Origin of the sequence: Salipiger sp. D13, from assembly GCF_003703915.1 — a bacterium.
GTDB classification, from domain to species: domain Bacteria; phylum Pseudomonadota; class Alphaproteobacteria; order Rhodobacterales; family Rhodobacteraceae; genus Salipiger; species Salipiger profundus.
The window spans coordinates 57897-79681 of record NZ_ML112599.1 but is presented as its reverse complement, the minus strand read 5'-3'; the positions used below and the strand labels follow the sequence as shown (position 1 = coordinate 79681).

19 protein-coding genes are annotated in these 21785 nt (G+C 69.0%); 7 read left to right on the top strand and 12 right to left on the bottom strand.

What is annotated here, in order from left to right; translation table 11 throughout:
- Positions 1-23 precede the first annotated feature (23 nt).
- The 5 genes from tolB to ybgC form a co-directional block, all read right to left on the bottom strand.
- The gene (gene tolB / locus D6860_RS14105) at positions 24-1352 is read right to left on the bottom strand and encodes a Tol-Pal system beta propeller repeat protein TolB (protein ID WP_076622715.1); all 1329 of its coding nucleotides are present in this window, start codon (positions 1350-1352) and stop codon (positions 24-26) included.
- A 125-nt stretch (positions 1353-1477) separates the two neighbouring features.
- Positions 1478-2683 (bottom strand): cell envelope biogenesis protein TolA, encoded by a 1206-nt coding sequence (locus D6860_RS14100; protein ID WP_076622716.1) that lies wholly within the window; start codon positions 2681-2683, stop codon positions 1478-1480.
- 12 nt (positions 2684-2695) lie between these two features.
- Positions 2696-3181, bottom strand: a complete 486-nt coding sequence (gene tolR / locus D6860_RS14095) for a protein TolR (protein WP_076622717.1) — start codon at positions 3179-3181, stop codon at positions 2696-2698.
- A gap of 3 nt (positions 3182-3184) precedes the next feature.
- Entirely contained in the window at positions 3185-3880 is a 696-nt protein-coding gene (gene tolQ / locus D6860_RS14090) for a protein TolQ (RefSeq protein WP_076622718.1), read from the bottom strand.
- A 146-nt stretch (positions 3881-4026) separates the two neighbouring features.
- Positions 4027-4416: a tol-pal system-associated acyl-CoA thioesterase gene (ybgC, locus tag D6860_RS14085; protein WP_076622719.1), complete on the bottom strand. Its 390-nt coding sequence runs from the start codon at positions 4414-4416 to the stop codon at positions 4027-4029.
- 113 nt (positions 4417-4529) lie between these two features.
- Between ybgC and D6860_RS14080 the strand changes: the two genes are divergently transcribed.
- Positions 4530-5720: an APC family permease gene (locus D6860_RS14080; RefSeq protein WP_076622720.1), complete on the top strand. Its 1191-nt coding sequence runs from the start codon at positions 4530-4532 to the stop codon at positions 5718-5720.
- A gap of 86 nt (positions 5721-5806) precedes the next feature.
- On the opposite strand, the gene holA is transcribed toward D6860_RS14080, so the two are convergent.
- From holA to leuS, 3 genes are read right to left on the bottom strand one after another with little or no spacing between them, the layout of a single operon-like run.
- Positions 5807-6835, bottom strand: coding sequence for a DNA polymerase III subunit delta (holA, locus tag D6860_RS14075; RefSeq protein WP_076622721.1), 1029 nt, complete (start codon positions 6833-6835; stop codon positions 5807-5809).
- A complete protein-coding gene (lptE, locus tag D6860_RS14070; protein ID WP_076622722.1) occupies positions 6832-7317 on the bottom strand; it encodes an LPS assembly lipoprotein LptE in 486 nt (161 codons plus the stop codon). The genes holA and lptE overlap by 4 nt, the downstream gene beginning before the upstream one ends.
- Complete coding sequence (gene leuS, locus D6860_RS14065) at positions 7304-9874, bottom strand: leucine--tRNA ligase (protein WP_076622723.1); 2571 nt, start codon at positions 9872-9874, stop codon at positions 7304-7306. Before leuS ends, lptE begins: the two co-directional genes overlap by 14 nt.
- Before the next feature lie 199 nt (positions 9875-10073).
- On the opposite strand from leuS, the gene D6860_RS14060 reads away from it, so the two are divergent.
- Together D6860_RS14060 and D6860_RS14055 are read left to right on the top strand one after the other, a co-directional pair.
- Positions 10074-11333 (top strand): glycosyltransferase family 4 protein, encoded by a 1260-nt coding sequence (locus D6860_RS14060; protein ID WP_076625276.1) that lies wholly within the window; start codon positions 10074-10076, stop codon positions 11331-11333.
- Between the two features lie 165 nt (positions 11334-11498).
- Positions 11499-12854 carry a hypothetical protein gene (locus tag D6860_RS14055; RefSeq protein ID WP_076622724.1) on the top strand — a complete coding sequence of 452 codons (1356 nt, stop codon included), beginning with the start codon at positions 11499-11501 and terminating at the stop codon, positions 12852-12854.
- Here D6860_RS14055 and D6860_RS14050 read toward each other — a convergent pair.
- The gene (locus D6860_RS14050) at positions 12851-13147 is read right to left on the bottom strand and encodes an HNH endonuclease (protein WP_076622725.1); all 297 of its coding nucleotides are present in this window, start codon (positions 13145-13147) and stop codon (positions 12851-12853) included. The genes D6860_RS14055 and D6860_RS14050 overlap by 4 nt on opposite strands.
- A gap of 78 nt (positions 13148-13225) precedes the next feature.
- Between D6860_RS14050 and D6860_RS14045 the strand changes: the two genes are divergently transcribed.
- Positions 13226-14446: a TIGR03862 family flavoprotein gene (locus tag D6860_RS14045; RefSeq protein WP_076622726.1), complete on the top strand. Its 1221-nt coding sequence runs from the start codon at positions 13226-13228 to the stop codon at positions 14444-14446.
- 46 nt (positions 14447-14492) lie between these two features.
- On the opposite strand, the gene D6860_RS14040 is transcribed toward D6860_RS14045, so the two are convergent.
- Positions 14493-15356 (bottom strand): D-amino-acid transaminase, encoded by an 864-nt coding sequence (locus D6860_RS14040; RefSeq protein ID WP_076622727.1) that lies wholly within the window; start codon positions 15354-15356, stop codon positions 14493-14495.
- Between the two features lie 171 nt (positions 15357-15527).
- Between D6860_RS14040 and D6860_RS14035 the strand changes: the two genes are divergently transcribed.
- Entirely contained in the window at positions 15528-16532 is a 1005-nt protein-coding gene (locus D6860_RS14035) for a DUF5671 domain-containing protein (protein ID WP_076622728.1), read from the top strand.
- Between the two features lie 6 nt (positions 16533-16538).
- Here the strand turns inward: D6860_RS14035 and dgcA are convergent, their stop codons facing one another.
- Positions 16539-17504, bottom strand: a complete 966-nt coding sequence (gene dgcA, locus D6860_RS14030) for an N-acetyl-D-Glu racemase DgcA (protein WP_076622729.1) — start codon at positions 17502-17504, stop codon at positions 16539-16541.
- 96 nt (positions 17505-17600) lie between these two features.
- The gene (gene dgcN / locus D6860_RS14025) at positions 17601-18602 is read right to left on the bottom strand and encodes an N-acetyltransferase DgcN (protein ID WP_076622730.1); all 1002 of its coding nucleotides are present in this window, start codon (positions 18600-18602) and stop codon (positions 17601-17603) included.
- Between the two features lie 270 nt (positions 18603-18872).
- On the opposite strand from dgcN, the gene D6860_RS14020 reads away from it, so the two are divergent.
- Complete coding sequence (locus D6860_RS14020; RefSeq protein ID WP_017467335.1) at positions 18873-19832, top strand: L-malyl-CoA/beta-methylmalyl-CoA lyase; 960 nt, start codon at positions 18873-18875, stop codon at positions 19830-19832.
- Positions 19833-20281: 449 nt separating this feature from the next.
- Positions 20282-21679 (top strand): 30S ribosomal protein S6--L-glutamate ligase, encoded by a 1398-nt coding sequence (gene rimK / locus D6860_RS14015; RefSeq protein ID WP_076622731.1) that lies wholly within the window; start codon positions 20282-20284, stop codon positions 21677-21679.
- Positions 21680-21785 lie beyond the last annotated feature (106 nt).

The following is a 21785-nucleotide window of genomic DNA, read 5'->3' as shown; positions in this document are numbered from 1 at the left end:
GCCCCGGGCCCGGATTCAGGGCATTACTGCAACGGGCCCCAGGACGGGTCCGAGGCGCCATCGGGCGTGCGCACCCGGGTCAGCTTCCGACCGGCCACGTCCACGGTGTAGAGCGACGACGTGCCCTGCGCGCCCTGCGTCTCGCGCGAAAACATGATGACCCGGCCGTTCGGCGCCCAGGTCGGCCCCTCGTCGAGCCGCGAGGCGGTCAGCAGGCGCTCTTCGCTGCCGTCGGTGCGCATCACGCCGATGTGGAAGCGGCCCTGGTTCTGCTTGGTAAAGGCGATGAGGTCACCGCGCGGCGACCAGACCGGGGTGCCGTAGCGGCCCTGTCCGAAGCTGATCCGGGTCGCCTCGCCGCCGGTGGCGGGCATCACGTAGAGCTGCTGCGTGCCCGACCGGTCGCTCTCGAAGACGATCCGGCTGCCGTCGGGCGAAAAGCTCGGCGCGGTCTCGATCGCCGGGGTGAAGGTCAGCTGCGTCGTCGACCCGCTGGCGATGTCCATCTGGTAGATGTCGGTGTTCGACCCCGAGGTGACCGAGTAGACGACCTTGCTGCCGTCGGGCGAGAAGCGCGGCGCGAAGCTCATCACGCCCGAGCCGGACTGCAGGATGCGGCTTTGCACCGAGCCCACGTTAAGCACGTGCACCCGCGGCTCGCCGGTCTCGTAGCTGGTGTAGAGCACCCGGTCGCCGTTGGGCGAGAAGCGCGGCGCCAGCACGATCGAGCGCGAGTCGGTCAGGTACTGCACGTTCGCCCCGTCGTAATCCATGATCGCCAGCCGCTTGGCGCGCTGGTCCTTGGGGCCGCTTTCCGAGACGAAGACGACGCGGCTGTCGAAATAGCCGCTCTCGCCGGTCAGCCGCGAGTAGACCTGGTCGGCGACCTTGTGCGACAGCCGCCGCCATCCGTCCTCGGTCGCGGCGAACTGCATGCCCTGCCCCAGCTCGGTGCCGGCGAACACGTCGTAGACGCGGAACTTGACGCTGACGCGGCCATTCTCCTCGGACACGGCACCGGTGATCAGCACCAGCGCGTTGATCGCCTTCCAGTCGGCGAACTGCACCGGGCTCTGGAACGAGGTGATCTGGCTGATGTGCGCCTCCTGCGGGATCTCGCGGAAGAGCCCCGTCCCGGTGAGGTCGTCGGCGATGACCCGGGTGATCTGCTGGGCGTATTGCTGCGCCCCCGGGGTCTCGGCCACGAACTGCGGCACGGCATAGGCCATGGGCTCGATCGTGCCCTCGGTGATCTCGATCCTCAGCGGGCCGTCCTGCGCCCGTGCGCCCGTCGGCATCCCCGCCAGCACCATCGCGATCAGCGCGAGGCACATCGCCACGACATGTCTCATGAAACGTCTCTCCTTTCCGAACCGGCCCACGCGGCCGCGCCCGACGGTGTGAGGATAGAGCCCCTGCGTGTCACGGGCACAACCTCTGATAGGGAAAAATCTGCGGGTCTCCGCCACTGCCGGTCTCATCGCAGCCTCATCTCGTCGGGATTGAAGGTCATCTCGATCTGTTTCCACTGCTGGTATTTCTCCTGCGGCAGGTCGTAACCCTCGGAGCCCTGGCAGCGCAGGATGGCGCGGCGGGCCGCCTGGAAGGCGGTCTCCACCGCCGCCCCGCTGCCGCCCCGCGAGCCGGTCATCCGCAGGCTCGAGGCCACGACGCTGCCGTCGGGCTGCATGTCCATCGACACGGTGACGGTCACGCTGGCGGCCTCGCTGCCGACGTCGACCAGCCAGCAGCGCTGCACCGCGAGCCGCAGCCCTTCCTGTTCGCCACGGGTGAGCGGCGGACCACTGGGCGCATCCGAGGGGGCGGGGCTGCCGCCGCCGCCACCGGCCAGCGCCTCGGCGATGGCGTCTGCGACGGCATCGGAGGTATCGCTCTCGGAAGAGGCGGTCGCAGCCGGTTCGGGGTCCTCGGCAGGTGCCGGGGCCGGGGTTTCCGGCTCGGGCGCGGCTTCGGGCTCGGGCGCGGCGGCAAGATCGCGCGGACGCGGACGCGGGCGCACCGAGGCCGGCGGCGCCGAGGCGGGCTCTTCGGCCTCGGTCACGATCTCGGTCGTGGTTTCCTCGGGGGCCGTGGCCTCCTGCTCTTCCTCGACGACATCCGGGCTCTCGGCGCTGTCGCTGGCGGCCTGCTGGCGTTCCTCGGCCTCTGCCACGTCCGGCTCGGAGGGCGCGACAGGGTCGGGTGCCACGCGGGGCGCGGGGCGCGGCTGCGGGCGCGGCGCCTCGTTCGGGGCAAGCACCTGCGGCACCTCTTCCGCCGCCGGGGGCAGCGGGTCGGGCACGGGTTCAGGCTCCGGCGCCGGGGTCGGCGCGGGTTCGGGCGCTGGCTCAGGTTCGGGCTGCGGTTCGGGAGCCGGCTCCGCCGCGGGCGGCTCCGGTGCCGGCTGCGGCTCGGGCGCAGGTTGTGGTTCGGGCGCGGGGGCCGGCTCGGGTGCCGGTTCCGGGGCAGGCTCGGGCTCGGGCGCGGCGACGGGCGCCTCGACCTCCTCGGTCACCTCCGGAGCCTGCGCCGCGCGGGTCATCGCGGCGAATTCCTCCTCGGAGACGACCGACACGTCGGCCACCTCGAACTCCGGCGGGTCCGGTCGGAAGACGTTTCCGATCATCAGCCACAGGATCACCAGGGCGTGCACCCCGGCGGATATGAGGATGCTTCTGCGCAACGCGTGGCCCCCTCAGCCGCCGTCCGCGCCGTCGTCCATCGCCGGGCCGCCGCTGTCGGTGACAAGCCCGATCGAGGAGAAGCCGCCGCGATTGAGCGCGCCCATGACCTGCGCCACCATCTGGTAGGGCACGGCCCCGTCGGCGCGCAGGAAGATGCGGTCGTCGGCCCGTTCGACGGCGATGGCGCGAAGCCGGTTGACCAGCTGGTCCATCGGCACCTCGGTGGTCTGGATCGTCACCGTGCCGTCGGCGGTGATGGTGACGGCCAGCGGCTCCTCGGCCTCGGAGGGCAGCGCGCTCGCGGCGGTCTTGGGCAGCTCCACCGGCACGCCCACCGTCAGCAGCGGCGCGGCGACCATGAAGATGATGAGCAGCACCAGCATCACGTCGACCATCGGGGTGACGTTGATGTCGGCCATGGGCTGCGACCGGCCCCCGCTGCGGCGGCGTCTGCGGCTGCCGCCGCCTCCGCCCGATTTCATCACACCTCCGCCCATGGCTCAGGAATCCAGCTGGCGCGAGAGGATGGTCGAGAATTCGTCGGCGAAGGCCTCGTAGCCCGAGATGATGCGGTCGGCGTCGGCGGACAGCTTGTTGTAGAAGATCACCGCCGGGATCGCCGCGACCAGACCCAGCGCCGTGGCAAACAGCGCCTCGGCGATGCCGGGCGCCACGACCACCAGCGAGGTGTCCTGCTGCGAGGCGATCTCGATGAAAGCGTGCATGATGCCCCAGACCGTGCCGAAGAGGCCGACGAAGGGCGCGGTCGAGCCTACGGTCGCCAGCACCGGGAGGCCGCGCTGCAGGTCTTCGCTTTCCTTCTGGATCGCCACGTCCATCGAGCGGTCGATGCGGGCGTGGGCACCGGCGATGAGGCCACCGTCATCGCGGTGCGAGCGGCGCCACTCGGTCATGCCGGCGGCGAAGATGCGTTGCGCCCGGCCCTTCGGCTCGGGGCCCATCTGGTCGAAGAGCTCGTCGAGCGGCTCGCCCGACCAGAAGGCCCGGTCGAAGCGCGCGGCCTCGCGGCGGGCGCGGCGATAGCTCACCACCTTCTCGAAGATGATCCCCCAGCCCCAGATTGATGCCAGGACCAGCAGCAGCATCACCAGTTTCACGGTCAGCGTCGCGCGTGCGAACAGCCCCCACATGGAGAAGTCGATCTCCTGCGCGAGCGCAAGGGTTTGTGGATCCATTAGCCTGCTCTTCCTCTCGGGCCTCTGTGCTCGAGGCTCTCGTTAGCCAAGATTCTAGCGGATTTGCAGTGAAAACGCCAACACATTGGCGTCATCGCCGCCCGCAGCCGCCGCTATGGCGACCTTCCGCCTACGTGGCGCAGGCTTCAGTGCACGCGGCGGCGCAGCTGTTCGGGCAGCCGCACCGGCTGACCGTCGAGCGTGACCGAAACGAGCACCACGTCGGCAGAGAACACCACCTCGCCGGCGCGCCGGACCTCCTGGTGGAGGGTGAGGCGCACGCCGCTCACCGCCTGCACGCGGGTTGTCACGGTCAGTTCGTCGTCGAACCGGGCGGAGGCGCGGAAGTCGGCCTCGATCCGGCGGATGACGAAGACCACGCCCTCGTTGTCGCGCAGCGCGTTCTGGTCGATGCCCATGCCGCGCACCCAGTCGGAGCGGGCGCGTTCGATGAATTTCAGGTAGTTGGCGTGGTAGACGATGCCCGCCATGTCGGTGTCTTCGTAATACACCCGCACCCGGAATTCGTGCAGCATGTGCCTGCCCCTGCTTGCCGTTCGCCGCGACCCTAGGGGCCCGCGCCACGGGGCGCAAGCGCCGCACCCTGCGCCGCTTTCCAAGGATCGGAAATGCGCCTAACACCAGACGCATGGAAACCGCGCTGATCCTGCTGCTGACCCTCGCGACCGGTGCGCTGCTGGCCTGGCCGAGGCTCGCGCGGGCGCCGCTCTGGCGTGCCGCGCTGACGCCGCTCGCCTCGATCATCGGCAGCGGGTTCCTCGTGCTGGGGCCGATCCTCAACACCTCCTACGGCGGCTGGGCCCCGGCGGTCATGGCGGCACTGTGTCTCGTGGCCTACGGCTTCGGCGCGGCGATCCGCCACAACATCGCCCGACGCGCCTGCCCCGGACCCCGCAGCCGGACCGAGGCGCTGCTCGAGGGGCTGGCCTCCTGGGTGCTCGCCTTCGCCTACTTCATCTCGGTCGCCTACTATCTCAACCTCTTCGGCGCCTTCGGCACGCGGCTGACGCCGTGGAACGACGCGCTGCACGCCCGGCTGCTCACCAGCGCCGCGCTGCTGCTGATTCTCGTGATCGGCTGGAGCAAGGGGTTCTCGGCGCTGGAGCGGCTCGAACAGGTGACGGTGGGCGTGAAGCTCGCGATCATCGCCGGGCTGCTGGGCGGGCTGGCGTGGTACTTCGCCGACACCGCCGCCGATGGAGGCCTGCAGGCGACCGCCCCGGCGCAGACCGGCCGGGCCGGGCTTGCGCTGGCGTTCGGCCTCATCGTCACGGTGCAGGGCTTCGAGACCTCGCGCTATCTCGGCGACGAATACGCTCCGGCCACGCGAATCCGCTCGATGAAGCTGGCGCAATGGATCTCGACGGCGATCTACATGGTCTATGTCCTGCTGCTGGCCTATGCCTTCCCGCCCGGTGACGGGGCCCTGAGCGAAACCGCGATCATCGGGATGATGGCGCTCGTGGCGCCGATCCTGCCGCTGATGCTGACCGCCGCGGCGCTGGCTGCGCAGTTCAGCGCCGCGGTGGCCGATACCGGCGGCGCCGGCGGGCTGGTTGAGGAGCTCACGGGGCAGCGCGTGCCGCTGCGGCTGTCCTACGCGCTGCTCGTAGGCTTCGGGCTGGTGCTGACGTGGGGGCTCGACGTGTTCGAGATCATCTCGCACGCATCGCGGGCCTTCGCGGCCTACTACGCGATCCAGTCAGCCATCGCGGCACTGGGCGCGTGGCGCGAGCGGCGCCTGCTGCTTTCGGCAGGATTCGCGGCCATGGCGGCTCTCGGTCTGGCGATCACGGTCTTCGGGACGCCGGTGGAGTAAGCCTGCGGAGCGACGACATCTAATCGGGAGCCGCGCGGGCAGCGCTCAACCGTGGGGCGGATTGCCGCCCCGACGCCCCGACGCCGCTACCGGCGGCCCTTCAGCCAGGCGAGCCGCACGAAGCCGCGCTCCACGAGTGCCATGGCGGGCGCGCGCTGACCGGCAGAGCGCAGCGACAGGTCGGTGTCCATGAGCATGCCCAGCGCGGCCTCGAGACCGTCGGCCGACCACCCCTGCGCCTGACGCAGCATCCGGTCGCGGCGCGGGCCGAAGAGCGGCGGACGCAGACGCTGCAGGCCCGCTTGCGGACCTCCCGGCGCCGAGGCGAGCGCGTAGAGCACCCGGAAATGGCGCATCGCCATGATCAGCAGAGTCACCGGCGCAACCCCCTGCCCTTCGAGTCGCTGCACCAGCGGGCCGATCTCGGCCGAGCGGCCCTCGGCCACCACGTGCAGGATGTCGTCGAGCTCGGCCTCGATGGAGGCCGGCGCGCAGGCGGTGACCTCCTCGGCGGTGAGCGGCGCCGGGTCGTCGAGCTTGTAGAGGGACACCTTCTCGAGCACCTGCCGGAAGTCACCGGGTTCGAGTTGCCGCGCGAGCCCCTCGAGGGCGTCCCAGGCGGCGCGGTCGACCTGCTCGAGCCCGGCCTTCCTGAGGGCGGCCTCGATCTCGTCACGGCCCGGCGGGTCCGAGTAGATACCGATGGACAGCGCGTTGCGGTGCCCCTCGAAGAGCTTGCGCAGCTTCGACTTGGCGGCAAGCTGGCCGGCCGTGACGATCACCTGCGCATCGCCCTCGCGCCAGTCCTCGAGCGCAAGACGGATTGTCTCGGTCAGCCCGTCGCCCGCATCCTCGACGAAGGCCACGCGGGGTCCGGGAAAGAAGCCCTGCGACTTGATCGCGTCATTCAGCATCGCCGGGTCGCGCCGCAGCTCCGAGGCCGGGATCCGGGTCAGCCGCATCTCGGCCTCGCCCTCGGGGCCGACCAGCGCGCCGATGACCTCCTGCCGGCGATGGGCGACGCGCATCGCGTCCTCGCCGAACAGCAGCACGCCGGCGCGCGTCGGGTCCGGCTTGCGGAAGAAGGCCTGTGCATCGCGGCCCGTCAGCTTCATTCCGGCAACGTGTCCGCGTCGATCAGCAGGCGGTCGATCACCCGGTCGGCAAGGATGACCATGAGCCGCCGCCGCGCGTCGCGCTCGGCAGCCTGCGTGGCCGCGGTCGAGCCCGTTGCCGAGTAGCTGGTGAAACTGTCGGTGCGCCCGACGATCAGCACGTCCTCGCTGCCCACGGGGGTCAGCGCATAGGAGGCACGTCCGCTGAGCCGGTAGCGCGTGGTCTGGCCGTCGGCCAGCGAGCCGAGCCCGGTGGTGCCCAGCTCGAAATCGACCTTGAGCGCATAAGGGCCGGAGCCGCGCCCGAGCCGTTCCTCGAACCGCTTGTTGAAGTCATAGTCGTAGCGGTCATCCGGAGCCTCGAGCGCAACGGCGTTCAGGAGCTTCGAACCGCCACCCTGCGGGCCGTAGACGGGCGTGAACCCGCAGCCCGCGAGGGCTGCGAGAGAGACGAGGAAGGTTCTGCGATCAGGCAACCACATTTACGATCCGGCCCGGCACGACGATGAGCTTCTTCGGCGCGGCCCCCTGAAGGGTCCGCTCCACAGCTTCGTGGCTCAGGACGAGTTTTTCAATCTCTTCCTTGGCCATGTCCTTGGGCACGGTCAGCTCGCCCCGGCGCTTGCCGTTGACCTGGATCGGCAGCGTCACCGTATCCTCGACGAGCATCGACTCGTCGGCCTTGGGCCAGGCGGCCTCGGCGATGAGCCCCTCGCCGCCCAGAAGCTGCCAGATCTCTTCCGAGAGATGCGGCGTCATCGGCGACATGAGCTGTGCCAGCACCTTCGCCGCCTCGGTCTTGGCGTCCTTGCCCGCGCGCGACTTGGTCAGCGCGTTGGTGAAGGCATAGAGCCGGGCGATGGCGGCGTTGAAGCCGAAGCTCTCGATGCCCATGGTCACGTCGTGGATGGCCTTGTGCATCTCGCGCAGCAGCGGCTCGTCCTCGTTGGTGGAGGGCGTGTCGGACGCGGCGATCTCGGCACAGGCGCGGTAGACCCGCGCAAGGTGCTTGTTCGCGGCCTCGGCGCCGGCGGCGGTCCATTCCACGTCACGCTCGGGCGGGCTGTCCGACAGCACGAACCAGCGCGCGGTGTCGGCGCCGTAGGTGCCGATGATGGCGACAGGGTCGACGACGTTGTTCTTCGACTTCGACATCTTGGCCGAGGGGATGATCTCGACCTCGGTGCCGTCGGCGAGGAACCCCTTGCCGTCGCGCATCTCGACGTCCTCGGGGTAGTGGTAGACCGGGCGGCCGTCGGCGTTGCGGGTCTGGTAGATCGCGTGGGTCACCATGCCCTGCGTGAAGAGCGCGTTGAACGGCTCCTTGCACTTCTCCGGCAGGTGGCCGGTGAGGTGCATCGCCCGGGCGAAGAAGCGCGAGTAGAGCAGGTGCAGGATCGCGTGCTCGATGCCGCCGATATACTGGTCGACGTTCATCCAGTAGCCGGCCTCGGTCATGTCGGTGGGCGTGTCGGCGCGCGGCGCGGTGAAGCGCGCGAAATACCAGCTGCTGTCGACGAAGGTGTCCATCGTGTCGGTCTCGCGCCGGGCGGGCTTGCCGCAGGCCGGGCAGGCACAGTCGCGCCACGTCGGATGACGGTCGAGCGGGTTGCCGGGCACCGAGAAGTCGATCGGCGTGCCGGCCTCGTCGTAGGGCAGCTGGATCGGCAGGTTCTCTTTCTTCTCGGGCACCACGCCGCAGCTTTCGCAATGCACCACCGGGATCGGGCAACCCCAGTAGCGCTGCCGCGACAGGCCCCAGTCGCGCAGGCGATACTTGGTCACGCCGTGGCCGACGCCGTTCTGCTCGCAGAAGTCGATGGCGGCATCGACCGCCTCGTCGCCGGTCTGCTCTTCCTCGCCGGCGACAAGCCGGGTGTAGCGCACCTTTTCCGACTTGGCCGGCACGAAGGGCGCGTCCTGGATGTCGATCTCGCCCTCGAGCGGGACGAAGGTCTCGACGATCGGCAGGCCGTATTTGGTGGCGAACTCGTGGTCGCGCGCATCGTGGCCGGGGCATCCGAAGATCGCGCCGGTGCCGTAGTCCATCAGGATGAAGTTGGCGATGTAGACCGGCAGCTCGACCGAGGTGTCGAACGGGTGGCGCACGGTGATGCCGGTATCGAAGCCACGCTTCTCGGCCTTCTCGAGCTCTTCTTCCGAAGTGCCCATGCGGCGGCACTCGGCGACGAACTCGGCGATCTCGGGGTTGTCCTTCTCGAGCGCGCGGGCCAGCGGGTGGTCGGGCGAGATGCCGACGAAGCTTGCCCCCAGCAGCGTGTCGGGGCGGGTGGTGTAGACCTCGATCCGGTCGAAGCCCTCGGGGGCCTCCACGGTGGAAAAGGCGAATTGCAGCCCGCGCGACCGGCCGATCCAGTTGGCCTGCATGAGCTTGACCTTGGCCGGCCAGTCATCGAGCCCGTCGAGCGCATCGAGAAGCTCGCCCGAGAAATCCGAGATCTTGAAGAACCACTGGGTGAGCTCCTTGCGCTCGACCAGTGCGCCCGAGCGCCAGCCGCGACCGTTCTCGACCTGCTCGTTGGCCAGCACGGTCATGTCGACCGGGTCCCAGTTCACCACGGCGTTCTTGCGGTAGACGAGCCCCTCCTCGAGGAAATCGAGGAACAACGCCTGCTGCTGCCCATAGTATTCCGGGTCGCAGGTGGCGAACATCCGCGACCAGTCGAGCCCGAAGCCCAGCGGCTTCATCTGCGCGACCATCGTGTCGATGTTGGAGTAGGTCCAGTCCCTGGGGTGGCCACCGCTCGCCATGGCGGCGTTCTCGGCCGGCATCCCGAAGGCGTCGAAGCCCATCGGGTGCAGCACGCTGAAGCCGTTCTGCTTCTTGTAGCGCGCGATCACGTCGCCCATCGTGTAGTTGCGCACGTGGCCGATGTGGATGCGCCCCGACGGGTAGGGGAACATCTCGAGCACGTAGTACTTCGGCTTGTCCTCGGTGCGGACGGCCTTGAAGGTCAGGGCCTCATCCCAGGCCTGCTGCCATTTCGGCTCGATCGTGGCGGGGTCGTAACGCGACATGTGGCTTTCCCTCGGAACGGACGGGTGTTTGGGCCGGGGTGATAGGCCCCCGAGGCACGGGCGTCCAGAGCAAGGCGACATTTCCGCAGGTGTGGCACCGATTTGCGGCAAGGCCGACGGGTGGCGGAATACCCGCCCTTGGCCTGTGGCCGCGCCCGTGCAAGAAATGATCCCGGCCTTTCAACATCAGGCGATTGTCATGAAGATCCTTTGCATCCACCAGAATTTCCCCGGCCAGTACAAGCATCTCGCCCCGGCGCTGGCGGCACGAGGCCACCAGGTGGTGGCGCTGACCCCCAAGGTCAAGAAGACCGCCCGCTGGCAGGACGTGACGGTCGTCCCCTACGAGATCAAGGGCGCCAGCACCAAGGGCATCCATCCCTGGCTTGCCGATTTCGAGACCAAGATCCTGCGCGCCACCGCCTGCTACAACGGCGCGATGCGGCTGAAGAAGCAGGGCTTCGAGCCGGACGTGATTCTCGCCCACCACGGCTGGGGCGAGAGCATGTTCCTCAAGGATGTCTGGCCGAACGCCCGGATGGGTCTCTACTGCGAACTCTACCACGTCTCGTCCGAGCCCTTCATCGGCTTCGACCCCGAGTTCGACCGCAGCCCGAAGCAGGGCGGCGAGCTGCGCATCCGCATGAAGAACCTCAACAACCGGCTGCACGAAGAGATCATGGATGCCGGCATCTCGCCCACGCGCTTCCAGGCGGGCACCTTTCCGGACCACTGGCAGGAGCGGCTCACCGTCGCCCATGACGGCATCGACACCGATCTCGTGAAGCCCGATCCCGACGCGCGGCTCGAGGTCACCGACGGCCGTATCCTCACCCGCGACGACGAGGTCATCACCTTCATCAACCGCAATCTCGAGCCGTACCGCGGCTACCACATCTTCATGCGCGCCCTGCCCGAGATCCTGAAGCGCCGGCCCGACGCGCAGGTCACGCTGATCGGCGGCGACGAGGTCAGCTACGGCGCCAAGGCGCCGGACGGGAAGACGTGGAAGCAGATCTTCATCGACGAGGTGAAGGACCGCATCTCCGAGGACGACTGGAAGCGGGTGCATTTCCTCGGCCGCGTGCCCTACGACCGCTTCCTGTCGATGATGCAGGTCAGCCGGGTGCACGTCTACCTGACCTACCCCTTCGTCCTGAGCTGGTCCCTGCTCGAAGCGATGAGCGCGGAGTGCGCCATCCTCGCCAGCGACACCGCCCCCGTGCGCGAGGCGCTGACCGAGGACGAGACCGGCTGGATGGTCGACTTCTTCGACACCGACGCGCTGACTGACCGGCTCTGCGCCCTGCTCGACGATCCCGAGACCCGCGCCCGGCTGGGCCGAAACGCGCGCGAGCACGTGCGGGCCCATTACGACCTCAAGACCCATTGCCTGCCGAAACACCTCGAGTGGGTCGAGCGTCTTGCCACGCTGGAGCCGCGCCCGCCACGCGACTGAGTCGCGCGGACGGGCTGTTTCCTTCGGGCCACATTCGCGCCGGGGACGCGCCGCCCGCAGGCCCGCGCTTGCCGGATGGCGCGGGGCGCTTCTAGGGTAGTCCAGCGCCGCACGCCGGGACGGTCGAGGCGCGCTTGCACTCTCACAGAACCGGAAGCCGGGACCATGCAGACCGCACGCCAGAGCCTTGTCCTCTCCGCGCTGATCGCCGTCCTGCTCATCGCCGTCTTCACGGTATCGCTCGGGCCGGTGATCAACAACGGCGACTACTGGCGCGTCAACGGCAGCATGTGGATCGACATCCGCGAGTGGACGCAGCCGCCCCGCGTGGTGCCGCTCGGCGCGGAGCAGGCGTTCCTGCGGCCGGAATCCCCGGCGGGCCTGCTGGGCATGATGCTCGCCGGCGCGCACCGGCTGGTGGGCGCGACCGGGTTCAGCGTCGCGCTGTGGTTCGTGGTGCTGTCGTCGATCTACTGGAGCGGCGCCATCGCCCATCTCACGGCGCTTGCCGGCCGGATGCGGGCAACCTGCCTGCTGCTCTTCGCGCTGTTCTATGCGACCTTCTGCGGCTTCTTCTACAGCTTCTTCGAGGAATCCTTCACCATCGCGATCCTGCCGTGGCTGCTGTTCGCGGCCGATCCCCGGCGCTTCAACATCTGGATCTTCTCGGCGCTCTGCGTCCTGCTGCTGACCTCGAAATCGCAGGCGATCTTCTTCTTCCCGGTGCTCGCCTTCTACGCCTGGCGCGGAATTCGCGCGCGCGGACGACCGCTCTGGACGGGCCTCGTGTTCCTGCTGCTCTGCGGTGCGGCCATCGCCGCAACGTTGCACAAGTCGCACCCGGTGCCCAATTCCTACAACCGGCTGTTCAACGGGCTCGGCTGGACCACCATGCAGGTCGAGGACTGGCCCGCGACGCAGTTCAGCCAGCGGCTCGCATACTTCTCGGCGAACCGCGAGGCGCTTGCCCTGCCCGGCCCGGTGACCTGCGTGCCCGGCGCCCAGCGCCTGATGGGCACCACCTTCTGGCCGACGGGACAGGAGATCCTCGACGCCGCCGAGACCTCTGACGCCGCCGCCACGCAGGCCGAGACCCTTCTGTCGCTGGGACTGTCGGAGTTCGCCGCCTGCCTCGGCGAGGTGACATCGCCCGCGGAATACCTCGCCACCACCTTCGAGGTCGCGATGGGCTCGGACTACCGTCTGGAATACATCGCGCTGGGCGGGCCGCGCGGCGAGAACAGCCTGATCGGGAAATTGCAGAGCGTGCTGCTGGCGCGGCTGGCGCCGGTGATGCTGGCGGTGCTGCTGATCGTCGCTCTGGTCTCGGCCAGCCCATCGGGGGTGATCGTCGCGATCTACGCCTTCGGCGCGGCGCCGCTCTTCGTCATTCTCGGCGACGGCTTCTACGAGTTCGAGAAACACATGATGCCGCATCTCGCCTTCCTGCTGATCCCGGCGATCGAGCTTCTGCGGCGGCGCTTCTCGGCCCCCGAGCCGACCACCCCACGGGCCGCCTAGCGCTTCTTGCGCCGCCCGCCGCTGCTGCGGGCATGGAAGGTCGGCGGCCGTTTCGCCACCCACGACAGGAACCGCTGCATGCGCGGATGCGCCCGCAGCGCTTCGGGGGTGTTGTAGTCGCGCGCAAGCTCGGCCTCGGTGAAGGTGGCGTGGATCTCGTTGTGACAGATCTGGTGCACCCGCACGACCGGCCCGCCCTTACCACCCTTCAGCTTGGGAACGAGGTGATGCAGGCTCTGCTTGGCGTCCGGCGGGATCGGTCGCAGGCACAGCGGGCAGACGGGATCGGACACGGAAGAGCGGCCTCTTGTGCGGTGGGTCTCGGCGCAGGTAGAGACTGGCACCGGAACGCGCAGGATCAAGGGGCAGCCATGACGCGGGATCACGAAGCGGCCGCGCCCGACGCGGTGGTCGTCGGCGGCGGACCGGCGGGGCTGATGGCGGCCGACGCGCTTCTGTCTGCCGGGCACCGGGTGCTGCTGGCCGAGGCCAAGCCCTCGGTCGGGCGCAAGTTCCTGATGGCCGGCAAGTCAGGGCTGAACCTGACCCGCGCGCAGCCCTTCGGCGATTTCCTCGCGGCCTACGGCGGCGCCGAGCCGGCGCTGCGGCCGATGCTCAAGGGCTTCACCCCCGAAACCGTGCAGGCCTGGGCCGAAGGGCTGGGACAGACGACGTTCACCGGCTCCACCGGCCGGGTGTTTCCGACCGCGATGAAAGCCTCGCCGTTGCTGCGCGCATGGATGGCGCGGCTCGACGACATGGGGCTCGAGCGCCGCACCCGCTGGCGCTGGACCGGGTGGGACGGCGATGCCCTGACCTTCGACACGCCCGAGGGGACCATGCAGCTCGCCCCACGGGTGAGCGTGCTGGCGCTCGGCGGGGCGAGCTGGGCGCGTCTCGGGTCCGACGGCGAATGGGCGAAGACATTCCAGCGCGCGGGTGTCTCTGTCGCGCCCTTCGAGCCTGCCAACGCCGGCCTGCTGGTCGACTGGTCGGCCCACATGCAGCCGCATTTCGGCGCGCCCCTGAAGAACGTGACCTTCCGCGCCGGCGAACTGGTCTCGCGCGGCGAGGCGGTGATCTCGGCAAGGGGGCTGGAGGGCGGCGGGCTCTACCCCCTTTCGCCCGCCCTGCGGCAAGGCGCGGGCCTGGAGATCGACCTTGCGCCCGACCTGACCGCCGAGGCGCTGGAAGAGCGGCTGGCACGGCCGCGCGGCAAGCAGAGCCTGTCGAACCATCTGCGCAAGGTGCTGAAGCTGTCGCCGGCAACCCGTGCCCTGCTGATGGAATGCGCCCGCCCGCTGCCGTCGGACCCGTCGGCGCTCGCGCATCTTCTGAAGGCGCTGCCGGTGCCGCACCGGGGCCTGCGCCCGCTGGACGAGGCGATCTCGACCGCCGGCGGCGTACCCTTCGCGGCGCTCGACGCGGGGCTGATGCTGAAGGGCAGGCCCGGCACCTTCTGCGCCGGCGAGATGATCGACTGGGAGGCCCCCACCGGCGGCTACCTGCTGACCGCCTGCCTTGCGACGGGGCTGTGGGCCGGCCGTCACGCGGCGGCGTTCCTGTCATCAGGGCGGGGCCCGGCGTCCTAGCGCCGGGAACAGGGCGGCGCCGGACGCCGCCCCGCAGAGCTGCGGATCAGACCGCGGCCTTCAGGCTTTCCTCGAGGTAGATCTCGCGCAGACGACCCGCGACCGAGCCGGGCGTGCCGTCGCCGACCTTGGCGCCGTCGATCTCGACCACCGGCAGCACGAAGGCCGAGGCGGAGGTGAAGAACGCCTCGTCGGCTTCCTTCGCCTCCTCGACGGTGAAGGGCCGCTCTTCCACGGTCATCTGCGCCTCGCGGGCGAACTTCAGCACCGCGGCACGAGTGATGCCGTGCAGGATGTCGGTGGAGAGGTTGCGGGTGATGATCTTGCCGTCCTTGACGATATAGGCGTTGTTCGACGTGCCCTCGGTCACGAAGCCGTCCTCGACCATCCAGGCGTCGTCGGCGCCGGCCTTCTTGGCCATCATCTTGCCCATCGACGGGTAGAGCAGCTGCACGGTCTTGATGTCGCGGCGGCCCCAGCGGACGTCCTCGATCGAGATCACCTTGATGCCGGTCTTCGCGGTCGGATTGTTCGACAGGCCCGGCTTTGCCTGCGTGAACAGCACCAGCGTCGGCTCGGTGGTCTCGGGGTCGGGGAAGACGAAATCGCGGTCGCCCGGCGCACCGCGCGTGACCTGCAGGTAGATCAGCCCCTCGTCGATGTCGTTGAGCTCGACGAGCTTGCGGTGGATCGAGAGCAGATCGTCGAAGGCCGCGGGCTTCTTCATGTCGAGCTCGTTCAGCGAGCGCTCGAGCCGCTTCAGGTGGCCGTCGAAGTCGATGAGCTTGCCGCCCAGCACCGAGGTCACCTCGTAGACGCCGTCGGCCATGAGAAAGGCGCGGTCGAAGATCGAGACCTTGGCTTCGGTCTCGGGCAGGAAGTCTCCGTTGAGATAGACGGTGCGGGTCATGGCTTACTCCTTGTCATGCGGGCGGAGGCCGCTGCGGCCCCCGGGAAACGGGTGTCGGCTGTCGCGATCGAGGAACAACCCCCGGCGCGCCATGTCAACCACGGCGCCGCATTGCGACGGTGCGGGGGCGGGTCTATTCTGGCGCAGGACACCGAGCAAAGGCGGCATCTCATGGCCGAGCCCCGAGAGCTTTCGCGCTTCATCAAGGACGCCCTGGCCGCGGGCCTGCCCCGCGACGAGATCCGCGCTGCCCTGCGCGATGCGGGCTGGAGCGAGACCGAAACCGAGGCCGCGCTGGCGCGCTGGTCGGACCGGATCACGCCCGCCGGGCCGGTGCCGCAGCCGGTGCAGTCCACCGCTGCGCGCGACGCGCTGTTCTACGCGCTGCTCTTCGTGACGTTCGGCATGGTCGCCGGCAACGTGCTCGCGCTGCTGTTCGGACAGATCGAGCACCGCCTGCCGGACCCGGATCGCGCGGTGCGCTACGCGGTCAGCGGGCTGCGCTGGTCGATCGCCGCGCTCGTGGTCTTCACCCCGACCTTCTGGCTGCTCGACCGGGCCGATGCGCGGGCCGTGCGGGCCGACCCGTCGCGGCTGACCGGAACCATCCGCAGATGGCTGTCGGCGCTGGCGATGCTGATCGCCGTAATCACCCTGCTCGGCGACGCCCTGTCGCTGATCTACACCTTCCTCGATGGCCAGATCACCGCGCGGTTCCTCGCGAAATCCGCCGCCGTGGCGCTGATCGCGGCGGTCGTGCTCGGCTATTTCAGGCAAGGACGCTGGCAACGCCGCCACGGCACCGTTCCGGCGGGATGGGTGCTGATCGGCCTTGCGGTCCTCGCCACCGCGCTTGCCCTTCCGCTGACCGGCGGCCCGGAGCGCGGCCGGATGGAGCAGCGCGACGCGGCCCGCATCTCGGACCTGCGCACGCTCTCGGGCGACGTGGCGATCTGCTTCGAAGGGCATCAGGAGGGCCTTCCCGAAACGCTGTCGCCGCTCGAATGCGCCCGCAACGCGGGCCAGCTCACCGGCTTCGCCGCCGGGATCACGTATCGGCGCGTGTCGGACAGAAGCTTCGATCTGTGCACGATGGTCGAATTCCCGCCTGCGGTCGTCGGATACGGCATCGCCCTGACCGACGACGCGGCCTGCATCCGGACCACCATCGACTGACGCCCCTCAGCCCCAGAGGGCCCGAACCGGCGGATGCACGCCCGCCTCGTCGAAGGTGAGCGGCGTTTCGCGGTCCTCGGCCAGCAGCAAGGGGCCGTCGAGATCGGTGAAGGCCGCCCCCTGTGCCAGCAGCACCGCCGGCGCCATGGCCAGAGACGAGCCGACCATGCAGCCGACGAAGATGCCGTAGCCCTCGGCCTCGGCGGCCTCGCGCAGCTTCAGCGCCTCGGTCAGACCGCCGGTCTTGTCGAGCTTGATGTTGACGATGTCGTATTTGCCCTTGAGCCCCGGCAGCGAGGCACGGTCGTGGGCGCTTTCGTCGGCGCAGACCGGCACCGGCCGATCCATCCCGATGAGCGCCTCGTCGTCCCCCGCCGGCAGCGGCTGCTCGACCATCGCCACGCCGAGCCGCACCAGGTGCGGCGCGAGATCGGCGTAGACCTCGGCGGTCCAGCCCTCGTTCGCGTCGACGATGATGGTGCTGTCCGGCGCGCCGGCGCGCACGGCCTCGAGCCGCGGCATGTCCTCGGGCGTGCCGAGCTTCACCTTAAGCAGCGGGCGCCAGGCGTTCTTGGCGGCCTGCGCCTGCATGATCTCGGGGGTGTCGAGCGACAGCGTGTAGGCGGTGATCTCGGGGCCCGGCTCGGGGGCGCCGATCATCTCCCAGACCCGCTTGCCGGTGGTCTTGGCTTCCCAGTCCCAAAGCGCGCAATCGACCGCGTTTCGGGCGGCCCCGGCCGGCAGCAGGTCCTGAAGGGTCTCGCGGGTCACGTCCTCGGGCAGGCCGGCGATCTCGGCGGTGACGCTCTCGAGCGTCTCGTCGTAGCGCGCGTAGGGCACGCATTCGCCCCAGCCGGTCACGCCGTCGCGGGTGATCTTCACGGTCAGCACCCGCGCCTCGGTGCGGCTGCCCCGCGAGATCGTGAAGACCTGCGCCAGCCGGAAGGTGTCTTGCGTGACCTCGATGCTCACAGCCCCTGCCCTTTCGTGTCTCGTCGTGTGGAATCGGGGCGGCGGCGCAGCACGCGCCGCCGCCGGTCTGTCGTCATGTCGACTGTGCCAAGCGGCTCAGAGCGCGGCAACCGCCTCGGCCAGGCGCTCGGCCCCGTGGCGGTAGGGATCGACCGTCGGCAGGCCGAGCCGCTCCTCGACCTCCTTGCAATAGGCCAGCGCCTCGTCGTCGCCCATGTGCTGGGTGTTGATCGACACGCCGATCACCTTGCAGTCGGGGTTGGCCACCTGCGCGAGCTGCAGCGCGACGTCACGCACCGCCTCGATCGTCGGCAGCTTGTAGCCCGGCAGGCCGCGCATGTGGGTGCGGGTCGGCTCGTGGCAGATCACCAGCGCGTCGGGCTGACCGCCGTGCACCAGCGCCATGGTCACGCCGGAATAGGAGACGTGGAACAGGCTGCCCTGCCCCTCGATGATGTCCCAGTGATCCTCGTCGTTGTCCGGGGTCAGGTACTCGATCGAGCCCGCCATGAAGTCGGCGATGACCGCGTCGAGCGGCACGCCGTCGCCGGTGATGAGAATGCCGGTCTGGCCGGTCGCCCGGAACGAGGACTTCATGCCCTTCTCGCGCATCGCCGCATCGAGCGCGAGCGCGGTATACATCTTGCCGACCGAGCAGTCGGTGCCCACCGCGAGCAGCCGCTTGCCGCTGCGCTTCTCGCCGTTGGCGATGGGATATTTGACCTCCGGGATGCGCACGTCGTGCAGCGTCTGCCCGCAGGATTTCGCGACGGCGGCAAGGTCCTCCTCGTCGCGCAGCAGGTTGTGCAGGCCGGACGCGAGATCGAAGCCTTCTTCCAGTGCCTCGACAAGCACCTTCTTCCACTTCTGCGAGATCACGCCGCCACGGTTGGCGACGCCGATCACCAGCGTCTTGGCACCCGCGGCCTTGGCCTCGGCAAGCGTCATGTCGGGCAGCTTCAGGTCGGCCTTGCAGCCTTCGAGGCGGAACTGGCCCACGCAGTTCTCCGGGCGCCAGTCCTTGATCCCCTGCGCCACCTTGGCGGCGAGCGGGTCCGGGGCGTCTCCGAGGAAGAGCAGATAGGGGGTCTCGATCATGTCTTTTCCCTGTCGTTAGGATTCGCGGCAGTTTGCCCTGCATCAGACGCAAATTCATCGCGAATACCACCGATCCGCCGGCGCGGACGCCGAATTTTCATGCGTTTTCGCTCCGCCGCCGAAGAATCGTGCATCATCTCCGCAGACCTTCGCCGCGCCGCCGCATTCATCGGACCGCTTTTTGCTTGCGCAGCATGGGGACATTTAATAACCCGTAACGTGAGGAAAACGAAACATAGTTACGAGCCTATGGCCGTCAGAGGAGAAACCATGAGCTTCCGCATCCAGCCCAGCCCCCCGGCACGCCCCAACCGCTGCCAGCTTTTCGGCCCGGGGTCGCGCCCGGCGATCTTCGAGAAGATGGCCGGCTCCGACGCGGACGTGATCAACCTCGATCTCGAGGATTCGGTCGCCCCCGACGACAAGGACAGCGCGCGCGCAAACATCATCCAGGCAATCGGCGACATCGACTGGGGCAAGAAGACCCTCTCGGTGCGGATCAACGGGCTCGACACACCTTACTGGTATCGTGACGTGGTGGACCTGCTGGAACAGGCCTCCGACCGGCTCGACCAGATCATGATCCCCAAGGTCGGCTGCGCCGGCGATCTCTACGCCGTCGACGCGCTGGTCACCGCCGTCGAGCGCGCCAAGGGCCGCACGAAGCCGATCAAGTTCGAGGTCATCATCGAATCCGCCGCCGGTATCGCCCACGTGGAAGAGATCGCCGCCGCCTCGCCCCGGCTCGAGGCGATGAGCCTCGGCGCCGCCGATTTCGCCGCCTCGATGGGCATGGCGACCACGGGCATCGGCGGCACGCAGGAAAACTACTACATGCTGCACGAAGGTGCGAAGCACTGGTCCGACCCGTGGCACTGGGCGCAGGCCGCCATCGTTGCCGCCTGCCGCACCCACGGCGTGCTGCCGGTCGACGGCCCCTTCGGCGACTTCTCCGACGACGACGGCTTCCGCGCGCAGGCGCTGCGCTCGGCGACGCTGGGCATGGTCGGCAAATGGGCCATCCATCCCAAGCAGGTGACGCTCGCCAACGAGGTCTTCACCCCCTCGGAAAAGGCCGTGACCGAGGCGCGCGAGATCCTCGCCGCGATGGAAGAGGCCAAGGCCAAGGGCGAAGGCGCCACGGTCTACAAGGGCCGGCTCGTCGACATCGCCTCGATCAAGCAGGCCGAGGTGATCGTGAAGCAGTCCGAGATGATCGCCGGGCACTGAGCCCGCGCGCCATCCTCCTCAACAAAAGACAGCGGGCCCGGAGCATTTCCGGGCCTGCTTTCCCTGCAAGAGGCCGGACGCCTGCGCGACCTCCGCGCGCCCGACCCGACACGGACCGATGAGCAGGTCCGGCCTGTGCATCGTCACACTCTGCCTCCTTCCCGCCTTCTCGGGCGTCGATATTGCGCCTCATTCCGTCAGGACAAACCGGCGCGCGCTCCGGCCTGTGGGAACGGTCGCCCCTCCGCACGAGACCACCGAGGGCATGTATTTCTCCCGTCGCATCGCGTGCGTCGGCTCTGGCAACGGCACGTCCCGGGGGCAATTTCTGGACAGCACGTGACCCCGCGCCACATTTCGTGCCAGCATGGCCGGCAACTGCCGGCCGTATTGAGCCCGTCACGACGGGACGGTAAAGCGCTGGACCTGACGCCGGAAAGGAATCGCCCATGTCCCGTTTCACGCTCGGATGGGAGGAATGGCTTGCCCTCCCCGACCTCGGCCTGCCCGCGATCTGTGCCAAGGTCGATACCGGGGCGCGGACCTCCGCGCTGCACGCCTTCGCCATCGAACCCTTCGGCTCCTCCGACAAGCCGATGGTGCGCTTCGCGATTCATCCCGATCCGACCGACCCCGCTCTCGAAATGATCTGCTCGGCGCCGCTCAAGGACCGGCGCGAAGTCACCTCGTCGAACGGCGAGACCGAGCTACGCTTCGTGATCGAAACGACCATCACCATGGGCGACCGCAGCTGGCCGATCGAGGTCACGCTGACCGACCGCGGCGGCATGGCCTACCGGATGCTGCTCGGCCGCACCGCGCTCGCCGAAGACATGATCGTGCAGCCCAGCCACAGCTTCTGCCAGCCCGAGCTGTCGTTCGAGGAATATCGCGGCATCCCGCGCAACGCCCGCCACCGCCGCGCGCTGCGCCTCGCGATCCTCACCCGCGAACCCGGCAACTACTCGACCCGCCGGCTTATCGAGTCGGCCGAGGCCCGCGGCCACACCATGGAGGCGATCGACACCTCGCGCTGCTACATGAACATCCACGCCGTCGGCGGCGAGGTGCACTATGACGGTCGCCGCCTGCCGCACTACGACGCGGTGATTCCGCGCATCGGCGCCTCGGTCACCTCCTACGGCACAGCGGTCGTGCGCCAGTTCGAGACGATGGGCACCTACTGCCTGTCCGGCTCCGAGGGCATCACCACCTCGCGCGACAAGCTGCACGCCCACCAGGTGCTCGCCCGCAACCGCATCGGCACCCCGACCACCGCCTTCGCCCGCAGCCCCAAGGATTCGGGCAACGTCATCAGCCTCGTGGGCGGCGCGCCGCTTGTGCTGAAACTGCTCGAAAGCACCCAGGGCAAGGGCGTCGTGCTGGCCGAGACCAAGAAGGCGGCGGAATCGGTGATCTCCGCCTTCCAGGGCCTCAAGGCCGACTTCCTCGTGCAGAGTTTCGTCAAGGAAGCCGCCGGCGAGGACATCCGCTGCTTCGTCGTCGGCGGCAAGGTCGTGGCTGCCATGCGCCGCAAGGGCAAGCCCGACGACTTCCGCTCCAACCTGCACCAGGGCGGCACCGCCGAGACGGTGCGCATCACCCGTACCGAGCGCGAAGCCGCCATCCGTGCCGCCCGCGCCATGAAACTCGACGTGGCCGGCGTCGACCTGCTGCGTGGCGAGGACGGCCCCAAGGTGCTCGAGGTCAACTCCTCGCCCGGGCTCGAGGGCATCGAGAAGACCTCCGGCAAGGACATCGCCGGCCTGGTGATCGCCCATATCGAGGACAAGGTCGCCCCAAGGCCGCCGCGCCCCCGCAGCCGCACGAAGCGCAGCGCCCGCTGACCCGCGACCCCGTCCGGCCCTTCTCCGGTTTTCCAAATACCCTCGGGGGAGTCGCCCGCAGGGCGACGGGGGCAGAGCCCCCGCATGCCGCGGCCCTTGCCGCAAG

What these genes read in the sequence shown, in the direction of transcription:
- leuS (WP_076622723.1), bottom strand. Translation starts at nt 9,874, where the DNA reads ATGTCGCGTTACGACCCCGCCACGATCGAGCCGAAATGGCAGCAGGCC.
- ybgC (WP_076622719.1), bottom strand. Translation starts at nt 4,416, where the DNA reads ATGCTGCACGAATTCCGGGTGCGGGTGTATTACGAAGACACCGACATG.
- D6860_RS14040 (WP_076622727.1), bottom strand. Translation starts at nt 15,356, where the DNA reads ATGACCCGCACCGTCTATCTCAACGGAGACTTCCTGCCCGAGACCGAA.
- dgcN (WP_076622730.1), bottom strand. Translation starts at nt 18,602, where the DNA reads ATGATCGAGACCCCCTATCTGCTCTTCCTCGGAGACGCCCCGGACCCG.
- holA (WP_076622721.1), bottom strand. Translation starts at nt 6,835, where the DNA reads ATGAAGCTGACGGGCCGCGATGCACAGGCCTTCTTCCGCAAGCCGGAC.
- D6860_RS14035 (WP_076622728.1), top strand. Translation starts at nt 15,528, where the DNA reads ATGGCCGAGCCCCGAGAGCTTTCGCGCTTCATCAAGGACGCCCTGGCC.
- rimK (WP_076622731.1), top strand. Translation starts at nt 20,282, where the DNA reads ATGTCCCGTTTCACGCTCGGATGGGAGGAATGGCTTGCCCTCCCCGAC.
- lptE (WP_076622722.1), bottom strand. Translation starts at nt 7,317, where the DNA reads ATGTGGTTGCCTGATCGCAGAACCTTCCTCGTCTCTCTCGCAGCCCTC.
- D6860_RS14045 (WP_076622726.1), top strand. Translation starts at nt 13,226, where the DNA reads ATGACGCGGGATCACGAAGCGGCCGCGCCCGACGCGGTGGTCGTCGGC.
- tolB (WP_076622715.1), bottom strand. Translation starts at nt 1,352, where the DNA reads ATGAGACATGTCGTGGCGATGTGCCTCGCGCTGATCGCGATGGTGCTG.
- tolQ (WP_076622718.1), bottom strand. Translation starts at nt 3,880, where the DNA reads ATGGATCCACAAACCCTTGCGCTCGCGCAGGAGATCGACTTCTCCATG.
- D6860_RS14020 (WP_017467335.1), top strand. Translation starts at nt 18,873, where the DNA reads ATGAGCTTCCGCATCCAGCCCAGCCCCCCGGCACGCCCCAACCGCTGC.
- D6860_RS14060 (WP_076625276.1), top strand. Translation starts at nt 10,074, where the DNA reads ATGAAGATCCTTTGCATCCACCAGAATTTCCCCGGCCAGTACAAGCAT.
- D6860_RS14080 (WP_076622720.1), top strand. Translation starts at nt 4,530, where the DNA reads ATGGAAACCGCGCTGATCCTGCTGCTGACCCTCGCGACCGGTGCGCTG.
- D6860_RS14055 (WP_076622724.1), top strand. Translation starts at nt 11,499, where the DNA reads ATGCAGACCGCACGCCAGAGCCTTGTCCTCTCCGCGCTGATCGCCGTC.
- tolR (WP_076622717.1), bottom strand. Translation starts at nt 3,181, where the DNA reads ATGGGCGGAGGTGTGATGAAATCGGGCGGAGGCGGCGGCAGCCGCAGA.